Below are 21072 nucleotides of genomic sequence, written 5' to 3'. Positions count from 1 at the left end.
GTGGCGAGGGAGCTTGCTCCCGCTGGGCTGCGAAGCAGCCCTAAAAACCTGAGCATGGGGTGTGTCAGGCAAAAATCATATCTGAAGTTTTCGGGGCCGCTTCGCTGCCCAGCGGGAGCAAGCTCCCTCGCCACGGGAGCTCTGCGATCCTTCAATTCTGCTCACTCTCATACCGATCCAACGTATCCCGGGCGATCTCCCGCCCCAACGCGATCAGTTCCGGCGCCTTGTAGAACTCGAAGAACCGGCACACCCGTTTCGGCACGTTGATCAGCACGTCCGGCGGGTAACCGGCGATTTTGTACTGGGCCAGGGAGGTCTGCATCACTTCGAAACTCTGGTTGATCAAATCCAGCAAGGACGCGGGCCCGACGTTATCGATGATGAACGAGCCGGTGGCGGATCTTGGCGCACCGTCGCTCTCTGGCGCGGCGGCCGGTTGCTGGCCTTCCGGCTCGGCGGATTCGATCCACGGGTTGATATCGGCGGCCTCGGCCTTCAGCGCTTCCTGCTCCAGCAGCAACAGCTGCTCGGCCTGTTTGCGGCGAAATGGCAGCCGTGAGCCCAGGGAGCTGACCAGGGTATCGAAGCGACGCCGGAACGCGGCGGGGCGCTGGATCACTGGCAGCCGATATTGCTTCTGGTTGGTGGCGTTGAGGTTGACCGCAATGATCAGGTCGCAATGGCTCGACACCACTGGCACGATCGGCAGCGGGTTGAGCAGCCCGCCGTCCACCAGCATGCGGTTGCCTTGCATCACCGGGGTGAACAGGCTGGGAATGGCCGCCGAGGCGCGCATCGCCTGGTGCAGGCAACCTTCCTGGAACCAGATTTCCTGCTGGTTGGTCAGGTCGGTGGCGACAGCCGTATAAGGAATGCGCAGGTCTTCGATGTTGAGTTCGCCGACAATTTTGCGGATTTGCCCGAAGACTTTTTCTCCGCGAATCGCCCCGAGACGAAAGCTGACGTCCACCAGCCTCAGCACATCCAGGTAGTCGAGGCTTTCGATCCAGTTGCGGTAATCCTCGAGCTTGCCGGCGGCGTAGATTCCGCCCACGACGGCGCCCATGGAGCAGCCGGCGATGCAGGCAATGTCATAGCCGCGCCGTTCGATTTCCTCGATCACTCCGATATGGGCATAGCCCCGGGCGCCGCCCGAGCCCAATACCAATGCGACACGTTTTGTCATGAGCCGGCCTCTTATCGAACAGACGTCAACAATGCACTCATCGACGGCCCGGCTCAAATCGTTGTGGCGCAGGTGTCGTTTTTTGACACGCCGCGACGGCATTTGCGTATTCTCGTCCACACTTGAATATAGCGGTGGCGCCGAGGCACTTTTTCCCGGCGAAACCGTCTTACCAGCACGACTGTTGAACTGACTTGAGGTGTTATCGATGAAAGCCCGGATCTGCCTGCCCCTGGTGGCATCCCTGATGGTTCTGGCCCTGGCCGGTTGTGCCGGCAAGACCGCGTACCGCGACAGTTGTGGCAGCCAACTCGACAGCGCCTGGCGCGAACTGGACCTGGCCAAGGCCGAAGGTTTTGCCGGTACGGTCAGCTACTCCAAGGCCCTGTCGCTGCTGACCGGCGCCAAGACCCAGCAGCAATTCGAAGCCTTCGAAGGCTGCACTCAAAAAGCCGAGAAGGCCCGCTTCTACATTCGCGAATCCCGCGCAGGACGATAAACACAGCGGCGAGCTACAAGCTGCAAGCTGTAAGTGGAAGCGAAACTGTTTTCCCTTGCGGCCTGTAGCTCGAAACTCGAAGCTGCGTACGGAGTACGCCCGATGATTGATCGGCTGGTGGCCCGGATACTGGGCCTGGAAGTCCGCCTGTTGGCCTGCCAGGCCCGCTTGAATGCCCAAACCGACAGCGAAGCACTGCATGACCTGCGAACCACGGTCCGTCGGTTGCGCAGCCTGCTTCGTCCGTTGCGTGGATTGCCCGGTGTCGAACAGCTGGAAACGGCCGCGTCGGCAGTAGGAACCCTGACTACGCCCTTGCGCGACCGCGAGGTGCTGGCGGCGTATCTGCAAAAGCACGGCAAGACCGACGCGGCGCAGCGGCGCCAGGTGCAAATGGCCGAAGCCTATCCCGCCGTGGCCAGCAGCCCGGAATTGGCGCAGCTGCTGATGATTCTCGACGCGTTCCCACGCTTCATCCGCGCTGCCCAGCGCCAGGGCCTGCTTGCCGGGCTGCGCAAGCGCATCGAAAAACGCCTCGACAAGCAATGGAAAAAACTCGGCGAAGCCTTGCGCGACCCCGCCCATGACCGTCACCGGTTGCGCCTGTTGATCAAGCGCGTGCGCTACGCCATCGAGGCCTATCCTGAACTCGATCGCTTGCCGGAAACGGCCATGCCACGGCTGAAGGCTGCCCAAGGCGCCCTGGGGGATTGGCATGATTGCTGGCAATGGCTGGCGCGGGCCGAGCATGAAGCCGATTTGCAAGCCTGTGTGCCGGTCTGGCGAATCACCATGGAAAAGGCCGAGGCCAAGTCCGACCGCGTGCTGGATAAACTCATCGCCAGTTGTTTCGATAAATCCTGAGGCTACCCAAAACCTCTGTGGCCATCCGGGGTGGATTCAAGCCCCACGGCTTTTCTGTCAGTCTCTTTGGCCGGTATGAGCGCTGTGTCGCTTGCCCGCGCTGGTTAAGATTCCTTCATCTTTTTCCGCTGCTCTCGAGGTCGACATGCGCTTCTCCGATTTGATCGATGCCGTGCGCCATCAGCCAGGCGCCGTTGTGATCCCTCCTGAATGGGGCCAGGGACGGGCCAGTTTTGGCGGGCTGGTGGCGGCGCTGCAATACGAGGCGATGAGGGCCCAGGTCCCGGCGGATCGCCCGGTGCGTTCGTTGGCGATCACCTTTGTCGGCCCCGTCGCGCCCGACGTCCCCGTCAGTTTTCAAGTGCAGGTGTTGCGTGAAGGCAAGGCGGTCAGCCAGGTCTTGGGGCGTGCGGTACAGAACGGTGAAGTGGTGACCGTGGTGCAAGGCAGCTTTGGCGCGTCGCGATCTTCAACCGTGTCGGTGCAGGCTGACCCCGCGCCTGAATTCAAGGATGTCGAGCAATGCCAGGAGTTGCCCTACATCAAGGGCGCTACTCCTGAGTTCATGCGCCACTTGGCGATGCGCTGGAGCGTGGGCGGGCTGCCATTCACCGGCAATAAATCCCGGAGCATGGGCGGTTGGGTACGTTTGCGCGGCGATGTGAAGGAACAACCCCTGGACGAAGGGCATATCCTGGCGCTTGTGGATGCCTGGCCACCGGCGCTGTTACCGCACCTCACCCAGATGGCCCCGGGCAGTACGCTGACCTGGACGATCGAGTTCGTCCAGCCGTTGCTGGAACTCACGACGTTGGATTGGTGCCAGTATTTGGCTGAGATCGAACACGCCCAGGATGGCTATGGCCATGTCGCGGCGAAATTCTGGAGTGCCGATGGGCGGCTGATCGCCATGAGCCGGCAGACAGTGACCATTTTCGGCTGAGACGTTTCGGCGATTCAGCGGCGGTGGCGCTCCCGCCAGGCGCGCCACCATCCACCGCTTAGAAAAAATCGTGGGAAGGTCAGGAATTGTTCCACCAGCAGGCGCGACATCGCGTCCTTGCGATCACTGAAAGGCTCCGACGCTTGTGTCTCCAGGCTATGGCCATGGCGTTGCAGTCCGAGTGCGGCAAGCAAGCCGATCACACCGATGGCGACATCCCCCAGGCTCAGGCTGAACACACCGCAGACAATCAGCAAAAACGCGACGATGAACAACGGCACCGCGATCAGGTGCAGGACCAGGTTGGTCGGGTGGCGATGATTGTCAGGGTAGGCGCGCCATTGCCAGGCCGGAAGGTTGGGGTGACGTTTGCCCATGATGCTGTTCCTTGAGTCCGTTTAAACCGAATAAACGAAGGATAGGTCGGGCCGGGCGGGGCGGCGAATCGCGGTTGGCTATCGTGGCGATAGGTGGCGATAGCCATAAGCCTTCTGGACGAGGGGTTCAAAGCTTCAACTGCCCAATCGCCTTGTTCAATTGCCCCGCCAGCGTCGCCAGTTCAGCACTGGTGGCGGCGGAGTCCACCGTCTGGCGCACGGTGTCTTCGGTTACGTCGCGAATACCCAGCACCGCTCTGTTCATCTCCTCGGCGACGTGGCTTTGTTGCTCGGCCGCGACGGCGATCTGGGTATTGCTCTCGCGCATCTTTGCCACCGCCTCGGTGATCTGCGCCAACGCCTCGCCGGCTGCGCAAGCCTGCTGTACGCAGTCATCGGCCTTGTGCGAACTTTCCTGCATGAACTCCACCGCATCCCGGGTGACCGCCTGCAGCGCCGACACCATCGTGGTGATCTCGTCCGTAGAGGTTTGGACCCGCCGGGCGAGGTTGCGGACCTCATCGGCCACCACCGCAAAGCCTCGACCCATGTCACCGGCCCGCGCCGCTTCGATGGCGGCGTTCAGGGCCAGCAGGTTGGTTTGCTCGGCGATGCTGTGGATCACACCGACCACGCCGTTGATTTTCTGGCTGTCTTCGGCCAGGCGCTGGATCATCTCGGCTGTCTGCTGCACGCCGGTGGACAGGCCGGTAATCGATTGCTGGACACGGCTGACCACCTCGCGGCCGTTGCCGGCGAGGGTGTCGGTGGTTTTCGACAGATCACGGGTGGCGCCAGCATGCTGGGCGATGTGATAAACCGTCGCGGACATCTCGTTGATCGCCGTGGCGGCCTGGTCGGTCTCGCTCTGTTGGCCGAGCATGCCGTGGCGCACCTCGTTCATGCTCGACGCCAGCCGAGCGGCCCCGTTGTCCAACTGCCGCGCGGTGCTGGCGACGGTGTCGACCACCCGTTGGTAACCCGCCTGCATCGCGTTGAACGCGGCGGCCATCTGGCCCACCTCGTCGCGGCAGGCCAAGGGCACGCGGGCAGAAAGGTCACCGGTTTTTTCCACGTGCAGCATCACGTCTTTCAACGTGTCGAGCTGACTGAGCAGGAAGCGGATCAACAGTTGCGAGGCACCCAGCATTGCCAGCATCAACACCATCACCGCCACGGCGTATTGGCTGAAGCGTTCGGCAAAGACCAGACCCAGGCTCACCCCTCGGACCTGCTGTTCCAAATGCATGGCATAGAGCACCAACAGCAAGGTTGTGGCGAATGCGACCGCATTGACCGCCCAGAATTTGTATTTAAGCGAGATATTGCTAAGCCAGGCACCCATGGTAGGTCTTCTCTGATAGCGGAAACAGTTTCGGCAAGGTGCCAGTATTCTGCTGCTATCCAGGGGGCGGGGTTTTGATGTGCGTCAACAGATGCTAAAGAGCCCTTGACCAAGAGCCCTGGGGAGCGAGCTTGCTCGCTCCCCAGGGCCTTTCGGCTCATTCGGAAAGGTTCGGCAACCCAAAAAACGCCCGGGCGCAGGCGGTGGTGTGGGCTGCCAGGTCTTCCTGGGTTTCACCGCGGTGCAGGGCAACTTCGCGAAGGACGTCCGTCAGATACGCCGGCTCGTTGCGACCGTTCTTGGGCTTGGGCCGCAGGGTACGCGGCAGTAAATACGGGGCGTCGCTTTCGAGCATGAGCCGACCGCGTGGGATTTCCCGCATCAATGGATGCAGGTGGGTGCCCCGGCGCTCATCGCAGATCCACCCGGTGATTCCGATGTGCAGGTCCAGATCGAGGTAGCGGAACAGCGCTTTTTGCTCGCCCGTAAAACAATGCACCACCGCGGCGGGCAATCGGTCACGAAAGCCTTGTAGAATTTCCAGCAGACGCTGGTCGGCGTCGCGCTCGTGGAGAAACACCGGCAATTGCAACTCCATCGCAAGGGCCAGGTGTTCTTCCAGGACCTTTTCCTGCTGTGGGCGGGGCGAGAAGTCCCGGTTGAAATCCAATCCGCATTCCCCCACCGCGCGGACGCGGTCTTGCTTGAGCAGATCCTTCAGGTGTCGTGCGCTGTCGGTCGTCCAGTCGCTGGCGCTGTGGGGATGGATGCCGGCAGTGGAAAACAGCCGTTGCCCCTCTTCGTCGAGGTGCTGGCAGAGTTCAAGGGCCTGCTCGCTGCCTTCGATGCTGGTACCGGTCAAGACCAGTTGGCAGACGCCCGCTTCATAAGCGCGCTCGAGCACGGCCTGGTGTTTGTCGGCAAAACTGGGGTTGGTCAGGTTGACGCCGATATCGATGAGTTGCATGGTGCTACCTCGGCCCAAAGGCCGCAAAGCATATCAGAGCTGTAGATTTATAAAAAAAGCCAAGAACTACAACGAGTTGCGGCTGTCTGTTGAGGCCACGAGACCGGTTGGGGTGGTGCGAATGCCATCGCTGTGCCAGTCTTTCGCACTTTTCAGCGCCCCAAGGTGCTCTGTTTTGCCAGTCGGTCCCGTTCCCTGGGATGGCTCGGCACTGTCCTTCCGGAGAGTGGATGGCACGTCCCCAGGTATTGCTTGTGCTGTGTTGTTCGCTGTTTTTGCCGATGCCGGCCGAAGCGCGGCTGCCCGGACCGCTGCAAGCCGTGGCGCCGGGAACCGTCCGGGACCTGGCGCAGATCCGGGACAGCCGGGTGCTGAAAGTCCTGGTCAATCAGAGCCGCAACAGTTCCGGCGAAGTCCAGGGACAGCCCATTGGCGTCGAATATCACCGGTTGCGGGCGTTCGAGCAATACCTCAACGGACATGCCCGGGACGGCCAGGAAATTACCCTCAAGATCATTCCCAAGGCCAAGGATCAACTGCTTGGCGCGTTGCAACGTGGCGAGGGCGACCTGGTCGCTCCCGGCGAACTGCTTGAGCCGCAACCGGGCCAGGCGGTCAGCGCCAGTGATCCGATCCGCAGCGACGTGCCGTGGCTGTTGGTGGGCATCAAGGGGGAGAAGCGATATACCCGCGTCGAACAATTGTCTGGCAAGACCCTGGCCCTGCCCACTGGCAGCGCGGCGGGGGATGCCGTCAGCCAGATCAATCAGAAGCTTGCGTTGCTCAAGTTGCCGGCGGTGAAAATCGAATGGGTCGATCCCACCCTGGCGGTGGAGGATGTACTGGAAATGGTCCAGGGCGGGATCTTCCACCTGACCATTGTCGAACAGCCGATTGCCGAACGTTGGGGCAAGATCTTGCCCAAGCTGCGCTTCGACCGCCAATTGCTCATCGGCGAGCCGAGCGATGAGTTCTGGTTCGTCCGTCGTGACGCCGCGATGCTGCGGGCGAGCATCGATCGATTCCTCGTCACCTACAAGGCACCGTCAAACGAGGACGCTGCGTTTCTGCGGATCTACCGTCGCTTGTACCAGGTCCATTATCCGTTGGCCCGGGCCAATCGCCAGCGCCTGGAGAAGCTGCGGCCGGTGCTGCAAAAGCACGCCCAGGCTCAAGGCATGGACTGGCTCAACCTGGCGGCCCTGGCCTTCAAGGAGTCGGCCCTGCAACCCAACGCGCGCAGCGGCAGCGGCCCGACGGGCCTGATGCAGATCACTCCGTCCGCGGCCCAGCGGGTCGGGGTCAATGACATCCGCAACCTCGATGGTAATGTGCAGGCTGGCGCCAAGTACCTGGCCATGATCCGCCGCAAGTTTTTCGCCAGCCCCAAACTCAACGAGCGAGAGCGCATGGCGTTCGTCCTGGCGGCCTACAACATGGGACCCGAGCGGGTGCAAGGGATGCGCGCCGAGGCCCGGCGACGGGGATTGAACCCGAACCAGTGGTTTTTCCAGGTGGAGCGCATCGCCATGGAGCAGGTGGGGATGGGCGCAGTCAGCTACGTTAATAGTGTGAACAAATACTATCTGGCGTTTGACCGGGAGCGAGAGTCGCTGGAGTCCCAGGAACGAAAGGTGGTCCTGCGAAAATAATCAAATAACCTGATCGTTATGGCGGAGTTTTTGCGCTAGTTAGATAAGGTTATTCGATTAATATGGCGTCCAACCACACATCACCAAGGAATGATCCATGAGCACTCTCATCAACAAAGTACTGTTCTCCCGTGCTGGCTACGGCCTGACTGTCCTGCGCATCGTCGTCGGTATCATCTTCACTGCCCACGGTGGGCAAAAGCTGTTCGGTCTGTTTGGCGGTTATGGTTTGGCGGGGACGGCGCAGTGGATGGAAAGCATTGGCCTGGCTCCCGGTTACTTGATGGCGACGTTAGCGGGCGGTACCGAGTTCTTTGCCGGCCTGGCGCTGATCATCGGCCTTCTGGCGCGCCCTGCGGCGCTGGGTCTGGCGATTCTGTCGCTGGTGGCGATTTTCTCGGTGCATATCGGCAATGGTCTGTTCATGGCCAACAATGGCTACGAGTTTGGCCTGGCCCTGCTGGCGGGTAGCATCGCCGTGCTGATTGAAGGTGCTGGCAAGCTTTCCGCCGACAACGCCATCGCCCGCTGACCCCTTGCTTGAATCGTCGAGGCCCGTCCAGTACGGGCCTTTTTTGTGCTCGTCGATTCTTGACACTGGCCGGTCAGCTTCTCTAGGATGCCGCTCATGCGCCGATTTAAACAGCTACTTGCGGGGCGCCAGGTGACTTCCGGTCACCGATAGAAGCCAGGACAACAGGGCTTCGAAATACCGCTAAAGCGCTGGTTCGGTGTTGCCTCTCACCTGCCATGCAGACTTTTGAGGCAGAGACACGACACAATGAACGCATCCAGCCCCCTCGTACGTCTTGCGCCAATCACGGCGAACCTTCTCCAACGCAATCCGAAAATTCTCCTGGGCGGTACCCACCAGCCAACGCTGCTGCGTTATCTGGACGGCTGGCCGCGACGCAACCATGGGCCTGCTGCCTTCCTGATCCAATTTGTCGAAGACGGCGAGTCCCTGGCGCGTTTTGCCAATGACAGCTTCGACCTCGCCGTGATCCAGTCCCCCACCCGGGCGGACGCTGCCGAAACGATCCGGCAGCTGACCCGTGTGGCCAGGCAGGGACTGATCACCCGCCGTTAAGGTCCCCTTTGGCCAGGCCCCGGAACTGGTTGGCGTGCATGCAGTTGAGCACAATGCTGCTTCGCGTCGACCAGTCGGTATTGATGATGTGAAAGCGTTGGATATAGCTATTGATGTCTTGGGACGCGAACCATTCGTCAACTTTGTCGCTGAAATCATCCGGGACGAAGAAGCCTGTATATTTCGCGCATTGGATGGAGCGAAGCGCGTAGGGCCTTTTAGGCTGTGAACTGGCATCGTCCATGAATTTTTTCAGCGTTGAAGTGCTTATATAGTTCTCGTCGGACCATTGGTGCTCGACCCCGGGCCAGTAGCCATCCCCGCCACGCCTGTTATAGGAAATGACGATATTCTTTCCTGGCATGCGTTGCCATAGTTCCTGTATTGTCATATAGCTCCGAGCGTAGTGGATCAGTCGATGTCCGATCGTCTGGTCAATCAGGTCGTGAAGTTCGTTATGTGCCGCATCGGTAAAATTCTTGAACTGATGAAAGTTCAAAATGATGATTTCCTTCCCTCGGGCTGGGTTCGCATAAAACGCGTTGAGCACGTCAAGGACATCACCGGCCACGGTACGGCCCGACGAGGTCAGGTGATAAAGCTGGAAGCGACGCGGGTGCCCGGCAGGCTGGTCGGCGAACAGCTCAACGCGCAGGTCGAGTACGCGAAACCCACGGTTGATCTGATCGCGGATTGGAACGTCTTGGGTGATTTCAAACGGAAACTGCATCTTCGGCGCTTCTCTGTCAGAGCCTGAATCATGGGTGCCGGGGAGAATTAGTTCATCGATGCGAAGTTTATAAATTTGCGGTGTGTGGTTCATCCATCGATCACTGAAGTTCGGGTCCATGTTATTCATCCTTGAATATGTACAGATAATAAAAAAGTGCGCTCTCGGCGCACTTTCAATTTCCCGGATGAACCTGTTGATGTCAAATAACAAGTTGCTTGTCGTTGTGCTGCGATATGTCCGCGGATTAATTTTCTTTGGTTTTTACAGGTATTCGATGTGGGTTATATATATAAGTTGCTCGCCGGCAGGCGTTTGGACTCGGGCTTCGGCATCCAGGGCCTTGCCGATCAATGCCCGGGCCAGCGGCGAGTCGATGCTGATCAGGTTCTGTTTCAAATCCAGCTCATCGGGCCCGACGATGCGATAGCGGGACTCGTTGCCTTCTTCATCTTCCACGGTGACCCAGGCGCCGAAATAAACCTTGTTGGGGTCGCTGGGCTTTTCACTGACGACCTTGAGCGCTTCGAGGCGCTTGGTGAGGAAGCGCACGCGACTGTCGATTTCCCGCAGCATCTTCTTGCCGTAAGTGTATTCGGCGTTTTCCGAACGATCGCCCTGGGCCGCCGCCTCGCTGACCGATTGGGTCACCTGGGGACGGCGCACGTGCCAGAGTTCGTGGAGTTCAGCGCGCATCCGCGCCTCACCTTCGGGGGTGATCAGCGCGGTGCCGGCGGTGCGGGGAGGGCGATAGCGACTCATGGCAACTTCTTGTGATAGCGAAGCCGGAAGTCTATCAACCCTCGCGCAACACTGTCAGCGGGCTGGCGTTGAGCGCTCGGCGGGTACCAAATACGCCCGCTGCACCGATCAGCAAAGCGCCCACCAATGGCAGCACCAGCAGCCATGGATGCGGATGCCATGGCAGGTCGAATGCGTACCGGTAAAGCACCAGGCTCACCAACTCCGAGCCCAGGGCGGCCAGCAAGCCGCTGACCGCGCCCAGCAAACCGAACTCGATGCGCCGGGCCTTGGTCAGCAGTGGCCGCTCGGCACCGAGGGCGCGTAGCAATGCGCCTTGGCGAATCCTTTCATCGAGCGTGGCTTGCAAGCCTGAGAACAGCACGGCCATCCCCGCCGCGAGCACGAACAGCAGCACATATTCCACGGCCAGCGTCACCTGGGCGAGGATGCTGCGCAGTTGTTCGAGCAGGGCTTCCACCTGCAGGATCGTCACGGCGGGGAACGCCCGTGACAGGTCGACAATCTGCTGGTCGTGACCGGCTGCCAGATAGAAGCTGGTGAGGTAGGTGGCCGGAAGATCCTTCAAGGTGCCAGGCTGGAAAATCATGAAGAAGTTTGGCTGGAAATTGTCCCAATTGATTTCCCGCAGGCTGGTGACCTTCGCCTCCCGGTTGAGACCCCCGACATTGAACACCAGGCGGTCGCCCAGCTTGATCTTGAGGTTTTCGGCCACCTTGCCTTCCACCGACACTCCTGGAATATCGTCCGGTGGCTGTTGAGGCCACCAGTTTCCGGCGGTCACCACATTGCCCGCAGGCAGATCCGCGGCCCAGGTCAGGCTCAGGTCGCGCTGCAGCGCGCGGTCGCCCGCCGAGTCTTTGGTCACGAATTCCTTGGCCGGCTCGCCGTTGATGCTGATGAGCCGCCCCGGTACCACGGGATACAGCGGGGCCGACTGCGCGGACAGTTCCATCAGCTTGTCGGCGAACGCCTGTTTGTCGTTGGGCAGGATGTTCAGGGCGAAATAGTTCGGAGCGTTCTTGGGCAGCTGGTTTTGCCAGGTATCCAACAACTCGCCGCGCAGCAACGCAATCAATGCCATCGACAATAGGATCAGGCCGAATGCCAGGGCCTGGCCCGCCGCAGCCAGCGGGTGGCGCAGCAACTGGCCGAGCCCCAGGCGCCAGGGCAGCGAGGCGCGGGCCAGCATCCGACGCAGGCTCTGCAATGCCAGCAGCAGCAGGCCACCAAGGACCAGCGCGGCAATCACGCCGCCACCGAGCAGGGCAAACGTGAGCACCAGGTCCAGGCTCAGGCGCCACATGATCAGCCCAAGGGCACCCAATGCGGCGCCGTAGACCACCCAGGTACTGGAGGGGATCGGCAGCATGTCCCGGCGCAGTACGCGCAGCGGCGGGACCCGGCCCAGTGCGGCCAACGGCGGCAAGGCGAACCCCGCCAGCGCCACCAGCCCGGTGCCGATCCCCGCGATCGCCGGCAACAGGCCGCCTGGCGGCACGGTGGTCGGCAACAGGTCATGCAGCAAGGCGAACAGCCCCAGTTGGGCGATCCAGCCAAGGAGGGCGCCGCTGATACTGGCCAGCAGGCCCAGCACCGTCAATTGCAGGCTGAACAGCACCATGGCTTCCCGGCGCGACAGGCCGAGACAACGCAACAGCGCGCTGGCGTCGAAGCGCCGGGTGGCGAAGCGGTTGGCGGAGAGGGCGACGGCCACGCCGGACAGCAGCACCGCCACCAGGCTGGCCATGTTCAGGTAGCGCTCGGCCTTGCCCAGGGCGCCTCCGATCTGCCGGTTGCCATCGCGGGCATCCTGCAGACGCTGGTTGGGTTCCAGGCCTGGCTTGACCAGGTCGCGGTAGGTTTGCAGTGCCGGGGCCGGGCCTCGCCACAGGTCGCGATAGCTGACGCGGCTGCCCGGTTGCACCACGCCTGTGGCGTCCAGATCCTTGAGATTGATCATGACTCGCGGTGTAAGGCTGTAGAAGTTGCCGGCGCGATCCGGTTCGTAGGTCAGCACCCGGCTCAGGCGAAGGGTCTTGTTGCCGACATCGATGCTGTCACCGATCTTCAGGTCCAGGGCGGTCAGCAGCCGCGCCTCCACCCAGGCCTCACCCGGGGCTGGACGTCCGCCCGTTTCCTCCTGTGCAAGGGGCGCGGGGGCGCTCTTCAGTTCGCCGCGCAAGGGGTAGATGTCATCGGCTGCCTTGACGCTGGACAGCTGGATACCGTTGTCGGTGGCAACGACACTGGAAAACTCCACCACGCGGGCATGTTCCAGGCCCAGTTCGGAGCCGCTGCGAATCTGTTCCGGGCGGGCGGGGGAGCTGCCTTCGAGCAGCAGGTCGGCGCCGAGGAACTCGGTGGCGCGCATCATCATCGCGCCGTTGAGCCGGGCGCCGAAGTAGCCGATGGCGGTGCTTGCCGCCACGGCCACCAGCAAGGCGAAGAACAGCACGCGCAGCTCGCCGGCGCGGGCGTCGCGCAGCAACTGGCGAATGGCAAGACTGAACAGGCGCAGCAGGGGCAAGCGTGCCATCAAGGCTCCAGGGGCGCGACCATCTGGCCGGCTTCAAGTCGGATCAGGCGCCGGCAGCGATGGGCCAGGCGTTCGTCGTGGGTGACCAGCACCAGGGTCGTACCGCGTTCCTTGTTCAGCTCGAACAGCAGGTCGCTGATGCGTTCACCAGTGTGGCTGTCGAGGTTGCCGGTAGGCTCGTCGGCAAACAGAACGTCGGGTTCGGCGGCAAAGGCGCGGGCGATCGCAACGCGCTGTTGTTCGCCGCCGGAGAGCTGGCGTGGCGAGTGAGTCAACCGCTGGCCGAGCCCGACCCGTTGCAGCAGTTGCGTGGCGCGCTCCCGGGCGTCCTTGCGGCCGTCCAGTTCCAGCGGCAGCATAACGTTCTCCAGCGCGTTGAGGCTGTCGAGCAGCTGGAAAGACTGGAAGACGAAGCCGACATGTTCGGCGCGAACCCGTGCCCGCTGATCCTCGTCCAATGCGCTGAGGGCTTGGCCGGCGAGGGTCACTTCGCCCTTGCTGGGCAGGTCGAGCCCGGCCAGCAGGCCGAGCAGCGTCGACTTGCCGGAACCGGACGCGCCGACGATGGCCAGGCTGTCGCCCTTGTTCAGTTCCAGGCTGAGTTCGTGCAGGATGGTCAGTTCACCTTCCGCGCTGGGAACCACTTTGCTAAGGTCCGTCGCGGTGAGAATGCTTGAGCCCATGGAGAATCCGATGCGTGTGTGGTTTTTGAGTGCCGGCCTGGCCTTGATGTGCATGGTCCAGAACGCAGCGGCGGGTACAGTCCTGATCGTTGGCGATAGTATCAGCGCGGCTTTCGGCCTGGATACCCGGCAAGGCTGGGTGTCGTTGCTAGAACAACGGCTCAAGGCCGAGGGTTTCGACGATAAAGTGGTCAATGCCTCGATCAGTGGCGACACCAGTGCAGGTGGCCTGGCGCGCCTGCCGACGCTGCTTGCGGCCCATAAGCCGGAGGTGGTGGTTCTGGAGTTGGGAGGCAACGATGGGCTGCGCGGACAGCCGCCAACACAATTGCAACAAAACCTTGCAGCGATGATCGAGAGCTCTCGCGCCAGCGGTGCGAAGGTGATCTTGCTGGGCATGCAGTTGCCGCCCAACTATGGGCGGCGCTACACCGAGGCTTTCGCGAAGGTCTACACCACCTTGGCCGAGGAGAAGAAGGTGCCGCTGGTGCCGTTTTTTCTCAAGGATGTGGGAGGTGTCCCAGGGATGATGCAAGGCGACGGGTTGCACCCGTCCGTCGCGGCTCAGGGCAAGTTGCTGGAAAATGTCTGGCCGACGCTGAAACCGCTGCTTTGACGCTTTTCTACAGGCGGTGTTTCGGCTAATGTGGCGCCCCCGATTTGGAGCCCCCGATGCCGCGTCCCGCCTGGTCCCTGTTTGCCTACCAACTGATCGAGCCTGACGAGCAGTTGGATCTGTTCGCCTGCCAGGAAGTACGGGTGCACCTGGTGACCCGGCAGTTGGAACTGGGCGGATCGGCCGACCGGACCCTGTGCGGCAGCCTGTTGCCGGCCCAGCCACGTTGGTCCGGGGTCGATCGCAGGATTTTCCAGGATCACCGCCTGTGTTCCTTGTGCCGGGCGATCCTGGAGTCGCAGAAACGCGGCACCTCGCCAATCTGGCCGGAGTTGCGGTTCGAGTTGTAGTCTCCCTGATTTCCAATATGACATTGGTGGGAGCTAGCCTGCTCGCGATGACGCAGGCACATTCATTCAATGCGCACAGGTAGAACGCTATCGCGAGCAGGCTCGCTCCCCCACAGATTTGTGCCGACCGCAACTTCGTGAGCTTTTGAAACAATGCTGCGCATCGGACACTCTGGCCTCGCTCTCCCCGAAATAACGGGGGGCAGTGTACAATCGCCGTTTCGATACCCCTTGTTCGATCTGCGAAGGATTTCCCGGATGTTGCCGCGCTTGCCTGCCGTCGCCCGCTGCCTGTCTCTTGCCGCCCTGTGTATGGCTGGTCCCGTTGCTGCGTTGGAGTTGCCCCTGCCCCCACCGGGCGAAGACATCGTCGGCCAGGTGCAGGTCATCAAGGCTAAATACGAAGATACCTTCGCTGACCTGGGCACCACCTATGACTTGGGCTATACCGAGATGGTGGCGGCCAACCCCGGGGTCGATCCGTGGTTGCCGGGTGCTGGCACCGAGATTGTCCTGCCGACCCGTTTCATTCTTCCTCCGGGCCCGCGCGAAGGCATCGTGATCAACCTCGCCGAATATCGCCTCTACTATTTCCCCAAGGGCCGGAACGTGGTCTATACGTTCCCACTGGGGATTGGCCGCGAAGGTTGGGGTTCGCCCATTGCGCGCACCAGCATCATCGCCAAGACGCCTAACCCGACCTGGACGCCTCCGGCCTCGATCAAGGCCGAACACGCCGCTGATGGCGACCCGCTGCCGAATGTCGTGCCGGCCGGTCCTGACAATCCATTGGGCCCGTTCAAGTTCACCCTGGGTACGCCGGGCTACCTGATCCATGGATCGAACAAGAAGTTTGGCATTGGCATGCGTACCAGCCACGGCTGTTTCCGTATGTTCAACAACAACGTCCTGGAGATGGCCGGCATGGTGCCGGTGGGCACTTCGGTACGAATCATCAACGATCCGTACAAGTTGGGCCTCAGTGGCGGCAAGGTTTACCTGGAAGCCCATACGCCCCTGGACGACAAGGGCAACCCGTCCGTGGTGGACAAGCACACCGCGGTCATCAATGCGATGCTCAAGCGTGAGGACATCACCAGCAACTTGCGCATGAACTGGGACGTGGTGCGTGACGTGGTAGCTGCCGAAGATGGCCTGCCGGTGGAAATCGCAGTGCCAAGTGCATCGGCCCCGATGGTCTCGAGCGCCCCGGTCGACATGCCCCAGTAACTGTCCTGAAGCAAACCGCCGACTTCTTGCGACCTCGGCGGTTTTTTTTGCCTTGCAAAAACTCAGGGCAATAAAAAAGCCGACCCAGTAACAGGTCGGCTCGATAACAATCCCGAAGGACTATTACTTGCGGCTAGCTTTTTCCAGCATGCGCAGAGCACGCTCGTTAGCTTCGTCAGCAGTCTGTTGTGCTTTTTGAGCAGCAGCCAGAGCTTCATCAGCTTTACGGTAGGCTTCGTCTGCACGAGCTTGGGCGCGAGCTGCTGCGTCTTCGGTAGCAGTCAGACGGGCTTCGGTTTCTTTCGATGCGCTGCTGCAACCGGTAGCCAGAACTGCGGCCAGGGCCAGAGCAGAGAATTTCAGAACGTTGTTCATCGTGTTCCCCTTCAAGGACTTTCTATTTAATGACTGTCTCCCCAGAGTGAGGAGTTAGCCGGCGTACATACTACTCATTACTTGTAGTAAGTAAACTGACGTAGCGCAAGAAGCAAAAAAATTGTAGGCGGTGATTCTTTTTCAAGCAACTTTTCTGAGTGCTGTTTAAAAAACGCACAGCCCAACCTCCGGAATGGAGCGCGGCGGTGAAGAAAAGTTCCGCTGGGCAGACCAACTCATTGCAGAGCGCTAAAGTCGCTGTTTATTGATTCTCCTAGACTTTTGCTCATTTTTTGCGCAACCGCCGGCACATCTTTTATTGGTAACGGCGGTGACTTTAACAATCGGCGCTCGTCTCAAGACTCAACAACTGGCGATGTTCAGCTATTGCGCCTTGATCGACTACAGGGTGAGCGTGACGCTCAATCGATAAACCCGCCGGGGTTTATCCCTTCAGTGACAGGCGTGCCTTGAGCATTTGCGTCATTGGTGCCTACTATTCACGACGTGCTCGGGTTTGAGCGATTGATTTTTTGCGCTCGGTGACCAAGCAGGCACGGGGTGGCGTAGATGTTCCTTCGCCGGAAAAACATCGGTAAGGTAGGGGTCGGCATTCAGACCCGCGAGGAGTAGTGATGAGCGAGGCGGTTACCATCCACCATGACCAGGCTGGTCATCAGTTCGAGACCATTGTGGACGGTCATCGTGCCTATCTGACCTACATGGACCTGGGCAAGCAGACCCTGGATATCTATCGCACGTTCGTGCCCAACGCGTTGCGTGGCAGGGGAATCGCGGCGAAGCTGACTGAAGCGGCCCTGCAGTACGCCGAGGAAATGGGCTACACGGTGATCCCGTCCTGCTCCTATGTGGAGCGATACATGGAACGTCACCAGCGGCACGCGGCGAAGCTCTGACACCCAACGGTTCCCCAAAAAAACGCCGGGCTGAAAAGCCCGGCGTTTTTTTATGCTGGTTTTTATCTGTCGAAGCGATCGATCAGCTGCGCTGACGCTTTGGCAGCACGTCCTTGAGCTTGGCGTGCATGCTGCGCAAGGTTTTCTCGGTCGTGCCCCAGTCGATGCAGGCGTCGGTGATGGAGACGCCGTACTGCAAATCGGCGAGGTCTTTCGGGATCGCCTGGCAGCCCCAGTTCAAATGACTTTCCACCATCAGGCCGATGATTGATTGGTTGCCTTCCAAGATCTGGTTGGCAACGTTTTCCATCACCAGCGGCTGCAGCGCCGGGTCCTTGTTGGAGTTGGCGTGGCTGCAATCGACCATGATGTTCGGCTTGACCTTGGCCTTGTCCAGCGCCTGCTCACACAGGGCGACACTGACCGAATCATAGTTCGGCTTGCCGTTGCCGCCGCGCAATACCACGTGGCCGTAGGCGTTGCCCTTGGTGGTGACGATCGAGACGCCACCTTCCTGGTTGATGCCCAGGAAACGGTGCGGGCTGGAAACCGACTGCAAGGCGTTGATCGCCACGGTCAGGCCGCCGTCGGTGCCGTTCTTGAAGCCGACCGCCGAGGACAGGCCGGAGGCCATTTCCCGGTGGGTCTGGGATTCGGTGGTGCGTGCGCCGATGGCCGACCAGCTGATCAGGTCCTGCAAATATTGCGGAGAGATCGGGTCCAGGGCTTCGGTGGCGGTGGGCAGGCCCATTTCGGCCAGGTCCAGCAGCAATTGGCGACCGATGTGCAGGCCGTCCTGGATCTTGAAGGAGTCGTCCAGGTACGGGTCGTTGATCAGGCCCTTCCAGCCAACGGTCGTACGAGGCTTCTCGAAATACACCCGCATCACCAGGTACAAGGTGTCGGAAACTTCCGCGGCGAGTACCTTCAGGCGCTCGGCGTATTCGTGGGCAGCCTTGATGTCGTGGATCGAGCAAGGCCCGATGACCACGAACAGGCGATGGTCGGTGCCGTCGAGAATGTTGCGGATGACTTCCCGGCCCTTGGTCACGGTGCGCAGGGCAGCGTCGCTCAGGGGGATATCGCGCTTGAGCTGGTCAGGCGTGATGAGGGTCTCGTTGGAGGCGACGTTTAGGTCATTGATCGGTAAATCAGCCATCGTGTTACTCGTCAGGTCACGGGTGCCGGCCGCCAGCGATCCCCGCGCGGCGGTGCACAGCGAAGTTAAGCGCGTCGGGGAGCCGAACCTTAGCGCGTTCGGAGGTGGCTCGACAATGGGCAGGGGCCGCTTTAATTGCGGCGGGCAGGGTCCTCGCCACGAAGCGTGGGTCCTGTGTAATGATGCGCGGGGATTGTCAGAGAGGGGGAGTTGCATGACGCAGGCAGGCGCTAGACCCGGGAGCGGCAGGATCGGCATGATCGGCACCGGGGCGATCGGTGGGTTTTACGGTGTGATGCTGGCCCGGGCCGGTCACGACGTTCACTTCTTGTTGCGCAGCGAATTTGCCGCCGTCGCCGAGGGCGGCCTGCGGATCGACAGCGATGTCCATGGCACGCTGAGCCTCGACCCGGTCCAGGCGTACCGCTCGGCTGAGCAGATGCCGCCTTGCGAGTGGCTGCTGGTGGGCGCCAAGACCACCAGCAATGCCGACCTGGCACCGGCGATCATCCAGGCGGCGGCCGATGGGGCGAAAATCCTGTTGCTGCAGAACGGCCTCGATGTCGAAGACGATCTGCGGCCGTTGTTGCCCGATTCGCTGCACCTGTTGGGTGGCCTGTGCCTGATCTGCGTGAATCGTGTCGGCCCGGGCGTCATCGCTCACCAGGCGCTCGGTGCGGTCAACATCGGCTATCACAGTGGTCCCTGCCAGGACCAGGCTGAGCGCATGGCGATCGTCGAAGAGGCGGCGGGTCTGTTCCGTGGCGCCGGCATCGACTCCCAGGCGATGCCCGACCTGCAACAGGCTCGTTGGCAGAAGCTGGTGTGGAACGTACCGTATAACGGTCTGTCGGTGCTGCTGGGCGCCAGCACCTCGCCGTTGATGGCGAATGATCACAGTCGCGGGCTGATCCAGGCGCTCATGGGCGAGGTGGTACGCGGTGCGCAGGCCTGCGGCCATCAGATCGCGCCTGGGTATGCGGATTATCTGTTCACGATGACCGAAAAAATGCCCGACTATTGGCCGAGCATGTATCACGATTACGCCCATAAACGGCCGCTGGAGCTGGAGGCAATCTACGCCCGGCCATTGGCGGCGGCCAAGGCGGCAGGCTGCGAGCTGCCGAAGATCGAAGCGTTGCATCAGGCGCTGGCGTTCCTGGATCGCCGCAACCGTTGACAGGCGAAAGGGGGCAACATGGCAAATAACATCGATGACAAGCTGGTGCTGGCGATTTCATCGCGGGCCTTGTTCGATTTGCGCGAAAGCCACAAGGTCTATCTGTCGAGTGGCGTCGAGGCCTATCGGCAATACCAGATCGAGCATGAAGACGAGGTCCTGGAGCCGGGGGACGCCTTCGCCCTGGTGCAGAAACTGCTCAACCTCAACGAGCACCTTGGGCGCGCCCGTGTCGAAGTCATCCTGGTCTCGCGAAACAGCGCCGATACCGGCCTGCGGGTATTCAACTCGATCCACCATTATGGCTTGGCGATTTCCCGCGCCGCCTTCGTTGGCGGCCGCAGTCCATACCCTTATCTGAAGGCCTTCGGCTGCGACCTGTTTTTGTCCACCCATGCCGAAGACGTGCGCAGCGCCCTGGACGCGGGATTTGCGGCCGCGACAATTCTGTCGGGCGGCGCCAGCCGTGCCGCCAGCGAGGAATTGCGCATTGCTTTCGACGGTGATGCGGTGCTGTTTTCCGACGAGTCGGAACGCGTCTATCAGAGCGGTGGCCTGGAAGCCTTCCAGGCCAGTGAACGCCAGGCCGCGCGCGAGCCGCTGCGAGGGGGGCCATTCAAGGGCTTCCTGGCGGCGCTCAATGCGCTGCAACGCGAGTTTCCCGAGGATGCTTGCCCGATCCGCACGGCATTGGTGACGGCCCGTTCGGCGCCGGCCCACGAACGGGTCATTCGCACGTTGCGCGAATGGGATATCCGCCTCGACGAGTCGCTGTTCCTGGGCGGCTTGACCAAGTCGGCCTTTCTCGAGGCTTTTGCCGCCGACGTGTTTTTCGACGACCAGACCGGACATTGCGAGCTTGCCCGGGAAGTGGTCGCCACCGGGCACGTGCCCCATGGCATCAGTAACGAAGTGAAGCTCTGACCACCCGTTGCGGGGAGCGTCACGCCGCACGTCGCACTCGTCGGGGCGCTGCTAAGCTGAATCAATCTCCGCCATTCAGGCATTCGAGGAGGTCACATGATTCGTTCGATGCTGTACGCCACAGACCTGGGCCTTTATGCCCCTTATGTGATGCAGCATGCCTTGGCGTTGGCACGGACGTTTGAAGCCGAGTTGTATGTAGTGCATGCGGTGGAACCGATGGGGCTGTTCGCCGAGTCGGTGTTGCAAAGCTACCTCGACGAGCACGCGCTGAACGAATTTCATCGCCAGGGTCTGAATACGGTGATGGCCAATATCGAGCAGCGGGTACTCGACAATTTTCGCGAGGAACTGGGGGAGGGGCAGCAGGACTTGAAGCTGATCAAGTCGGTGAGGGTATTCCAGGGTGATCCTTCCCAGGTCATTCTCGAGCAGGCCGCGAAACTCTCCGTCGATTTGTTGATCGTAGGCAGTCATTGCCAAGGGGCGAATGGCGAGACCCCTTTGGGGAGGACCGCCGCACGGGTATTGCAGTTATCCCGGGTGCCGGTCTACCTGGTGCCGCTGGTGCAGCGCCGGCGCCACGGGGAGACCTAAGGCTAAATGATGGCTTTTTATAAAAAGTTCTAGATTTATTAATACATCCATTCATATAGTTATATGCCGTCGCTGATGCCCGTC

General features: G+C 61.0%; 23 protein-coding genes. 13 read left to right on the top strand and 10 right to left on the bottom strand.

Annotated elements, in window-relative coordinates; genetic code table 11:
- Window positions 1-151: 151 nt before the first annotated feature.
- Window positions 152-1189 carry a patatin-like phospholipase family protein gene (locus J3Q04_RS17150; protein ID WP_420764824.1) on the bottom strand — a complete coding sequence of 346 codons (1038 nt, stop codon included), beginning with the start codon at window positions 1187-1189 and terminating at the stop codon, window positions 152-154.
- A gap of 208 nt (window positions 1190-1397) precedes the next feature.
- On the opposite strand from J3Q04_RS17150, the gene J3Q04_RS17145 reads away from it, so the two are divergent.
- The 3 genes from J3Q04_RS17145 (at window position 1398) to J3Q04_RS17135 (ending at window position 3495) form a co-directional block, all read left to right on the top strand.
- Window positions 1398-1688, top strand: coding sequence for a hypothetical protein (locus J3Q04_RS17145; protein ID WP_420764823.1), 291 nt, complete (start codon window positions 1398-1400; stop codon window positions 1686-1688).
- A 102-nt stretch (window positions 1689-1790) separates the two neighbouring features.
- A complete protein-coding gene (locus tag J3Q04_RS17140; protein ID WP_434610394.1) occupies window positions 1791-2552 on the top strand; it encodes a CHAD domain-containing protein in 762 nt (253 codons plus the stop codon).
- A 145-nt stretch (window positions 2553-2697) separates the two neighbouring features.
- Window positions 2698-3495 (top strand): acyl-CoA thioesterase, encoded by a 798-nt coding sequence (locus tag J3Q04_RS17135; RefSeq protein ID WP_420764821.1) that lies wholly within the window; start codon window positions 2698-2700, stop codon window positions 3493-3495.
- Between the two features lie 14 nt (window positions 3496-3509).
- On the opposite strand, the gene J3Q04_RS17130 is transcribed toward J3Q04_RS17135, so the two are convergent.
- From J3Q04_RS17130 to J3Q04_RS17120, 3 genes are all read right to left on the bottom strand, one after another.
- Entirely contained in the window at window positions 3510-3872 is a 363-nt protein-coding gene (locus J3Q04_RS17130) for a terminase (protein ID WP_434610396.1), read from the bottom strand.
- A gap of 127 nt (window positions 3873-3999) precedes the next feature.
- Window positions 4000-5217, bottom strand: a complete 1218-nt coding sequence (locus J3Q04_RS17125; protein ID WP_434610398.1) for a methyl-accepting chemotaxis protein — start codon at window positions 5215-5217, stop codon at window positions 4000-4002.
- A gap of 157 nt (window positions 5218-5374) precedes the next feature.
- Entirely contained in the window at window positions 5375-6184 is an 810-nt protein-coding gene (locus J3Q04_RS17120; RefSeq protein ID WP_434610401.1) for a TatD family hydrolase, read from the bottom strand.
- A 230-nt stretch (window positions 6185-6414) separates the two neighbouring features.
- Between J3Q04_RS17120 and J3Q04_RS17115 the strand changes: the two genes are divergently transcribed.
- From J3Q04_RS17115 to J3Q04_RS17105, 3 genes are all read left to right on the top strand, one after another.
- Window positions 6415-7836, top strand: coding sequence for a transglycosylase SLT domain-containing protein (locus J3Q04_RS17115; protein WP_420764817.1), 1422 nt, complete (start codon window positions 6415-6417; stop codon window positions 7834-7836).
- Window positions 7837-7933: 97 nt separating this feature from the next.
- A complete protein-coding gene (locus J3Q04_RS17110; protein WP_434563116.1) occupies window positions 7934-8368 on the top strand; it encodes a DoxX family protein in 435 nt (144 codons plus the stop codon).
- Window positions 8369-8617: 249 nt separating this feature from the next.
- Window positions 8618-8926, top strand: coding sequence for a class I SAM-dependent methyltransferase (locus J3Q04_RS17105; protein WP_420764815.1), 309 nt, complete (start codon window positions 8618-8620; stop codon window positions 8924-8926).
- On the opposite strand, the gene J3Q04_RS17100 is transcribed toward J3Q04_RS17105, so the two are convergent.
- From J3Q04_RS17100 to J3Q04_RS17085, 4 genes are all read right to left on the bottom strand, one after another.
- Complete coding sequence (locus tag J3Q04_RS17100; RefSeq protein WP_434610404.1) at window positions 8913-9776, bottom strand: hypothetical protein; 864 nt, start codon at window positions 9774-9776, stop codon at window positions 8913-8915. The two genes, J3Q04_RS17105 and J3Q04_RS17100, sit on opposite strands and share 14 nt — an antisense overlap.
- A 144-nt stretch (window positions 9777-9920) precedes the next feature.
- Entirely contained in the window at window positions 9921-10418 is a 498-nt protein-coding gene (gene greB, locus J3Q04_RS17095; RefSeq protein ID WP_420764813.1) for a transcription elongation factor GreB, read from the bottom strand.
- Between the two features lie 34 nt (window positions 10419-10452).
- The gene (locus J3Q04_RS17090) at window positions 10453-12957 is read right to left on the bottom strand and encodes an ABC transporter permease (protein WP_434610405.1); all 2505 of its coding nucleotides are present in this window, start codon (window positions 12955-12957) and stop codon (window positions 10453-10455) included.
- Window positions 12957-13640: an ABC transporter ATP-binding protein gene (locus J3Q04_RS17085; protein WP_039588896.1), complete on the bottom strand. Its 684-nt coding sequence runs from the start codon at window positions 13638-13640 to the stop codon at window positions 12957-12959. The genes J3Q04_RS17090 and J3Q04_RS17085 overlap by 1 nt, the downstream gene beginning before the upstream one ends.
- A gap of 10 nt (window positions 13641-13650) precedes the next feature.
- Here J3Q04_RS17085 and J3Q04_RS17080 point away from each other — a divergent pair, with 10 nt between their 5' ends.
- From J3Q04_RS17080 to J3Q04_RS17070, 3 genes are all read left to right on the top strand, one after another.
- A complete protein-coding gene (locus J3Q04_RS17080; RefSeq protein ID WP_434563121.1) occupies window positions 13651-14256 on the top strand; it encodes an arylesterase in 606 nt (201 codons plus the stop codon).
- Window positions 14257-14312: 56 nt separating this feature from the next.
- Window positions 14313-14606: a hypothetical protein gene (locus J3Q04_RS17075; protein WP_041020059.1), complete on the top strand. Its 294-nt coding sequence runs from the start codon at window positions 14313-14315 to the stop codon at window positions 14604-14606.
- Between the two features lie 258 nt (window positions 14607-14864).
- Window positions 14865-15836, top strand: coding sequence for a L,D-transpeptidase family protein (locus J3Q04_RS17070; RefSeq protein WP_434563123.1), 972 nt, complete (start codon window positions 14865-14867; stop codon window positions 15834-15836).
- A 123-nt stretch (window positions 15837-15959) separates the two neighbouring features.
- Here the strand turns inward: J3Q04_RS17070 and oprI are convergent, their stop codons facing one another.
- Window positions 15960-16211: an outer membrane lipoprotei OprI gene (oprI, locus tag J3Q04_RS17065; protein WP_011335311.1), complete on the bottom strand. Its 252-nt coding sequence runs from the start codon at window positions 16209-16211 to the stop codon at window positions 15960-15962.
- Window positions 16212-16846: 635 nt separating this feature from the next.
- On the opposite strand from oprI, the gene J3Q04_RS17060 reads away from it, so the two are divergent.
- Window positions 16847-17128 carry a GNAT family N-acetyltransferase gene (locus J3Q04_RS17060; protein WP_420764809.1) on the top strand — a complete coding sequence of 94 codons (282 nt, stop codon included), beginning with the start codon at window positions 16847-16849 and terminating at the stop codon, window positions 17126-17128.
- An 82-nt stretch (window positions 17129-17210) separates the two neighbouring features.
- Here the strand turns inward: J3Q04_RS17060 and J3Q04_RS17055 are convergent, their stop codons facing one another.
- A complete protein-coding gene (locus J3Q04_RS17055; RefSeq protein ID WP_420764808.1) occupies window positions 17211-18287 on the bottom strand; it encodes a 3-deoxy-7-phosphoheptulonate synthase in 1077 nt (358 codons plus the stop codon).
- 214 nt (window positions 18288-18501) lie between these two features.
- Between J3Q04_RS17055 and J3Q04_RS17050 the strand changes: the two genes are divergently transcribed.
- The 3 genes from J3Q04_RS17050 (at window position 18502) to J3Q04_RS17040 (ending at window position 20988) form a co-directional block, all read left to right on the top strand.
- Window positions 18502-19467: a putative 2-dehydropantoate 2-reductase gene (locus J3Q04_RS17050; RefSeq protein WP_434610410.1), complete on the top strand. Its 966-nt coding sequence runs from the start codon at window positions 18502-18504 to the stop codon at window positions 19465-19467.
- 18 nt (window positions 19468-19485) lie between these two features.
- Window positions 19486-20391 carry a 5'-nucleotidase gene (locus J3Q04_RS17045; RefSeq protein WP_420764806.1) on the top strand — a complete coding sequence of 302 codons (906 nt, stop codon included), beginning with the start codon at window positions 19486-19488 and terminating at the stop codon, window positions 20389-20391.
- A 96-nt stretch (window positions 20392-20487) separates the two neighbouring features.
- Window positions 20488-20988: a universal stress protein gene (locus J3Q04_RS17040; protein ID WP_420764805.1), complete on the top strand. Its 501-nt coding sequence runs from the start codon at window positions 20488-20490 to the stop codon at window positions 20986-20988.
- The last annotated feature ends 84 nt before the right edge of the window (window positions 20989-21072 follow it).

Origin of the sequence: Pseudomonas sp. D4-21 (genome assembly GCF_051132125.1) — a bacterium.
Lineage (GTDB): Bacteria > Pseudomonadota > Gammaproteobacteria > Pseudomonadales > Pseudomonadaceae > Aquipseudomonas.
This window is presented reverse-complemented; position numbering and strand designations above follow the sequence as displayed.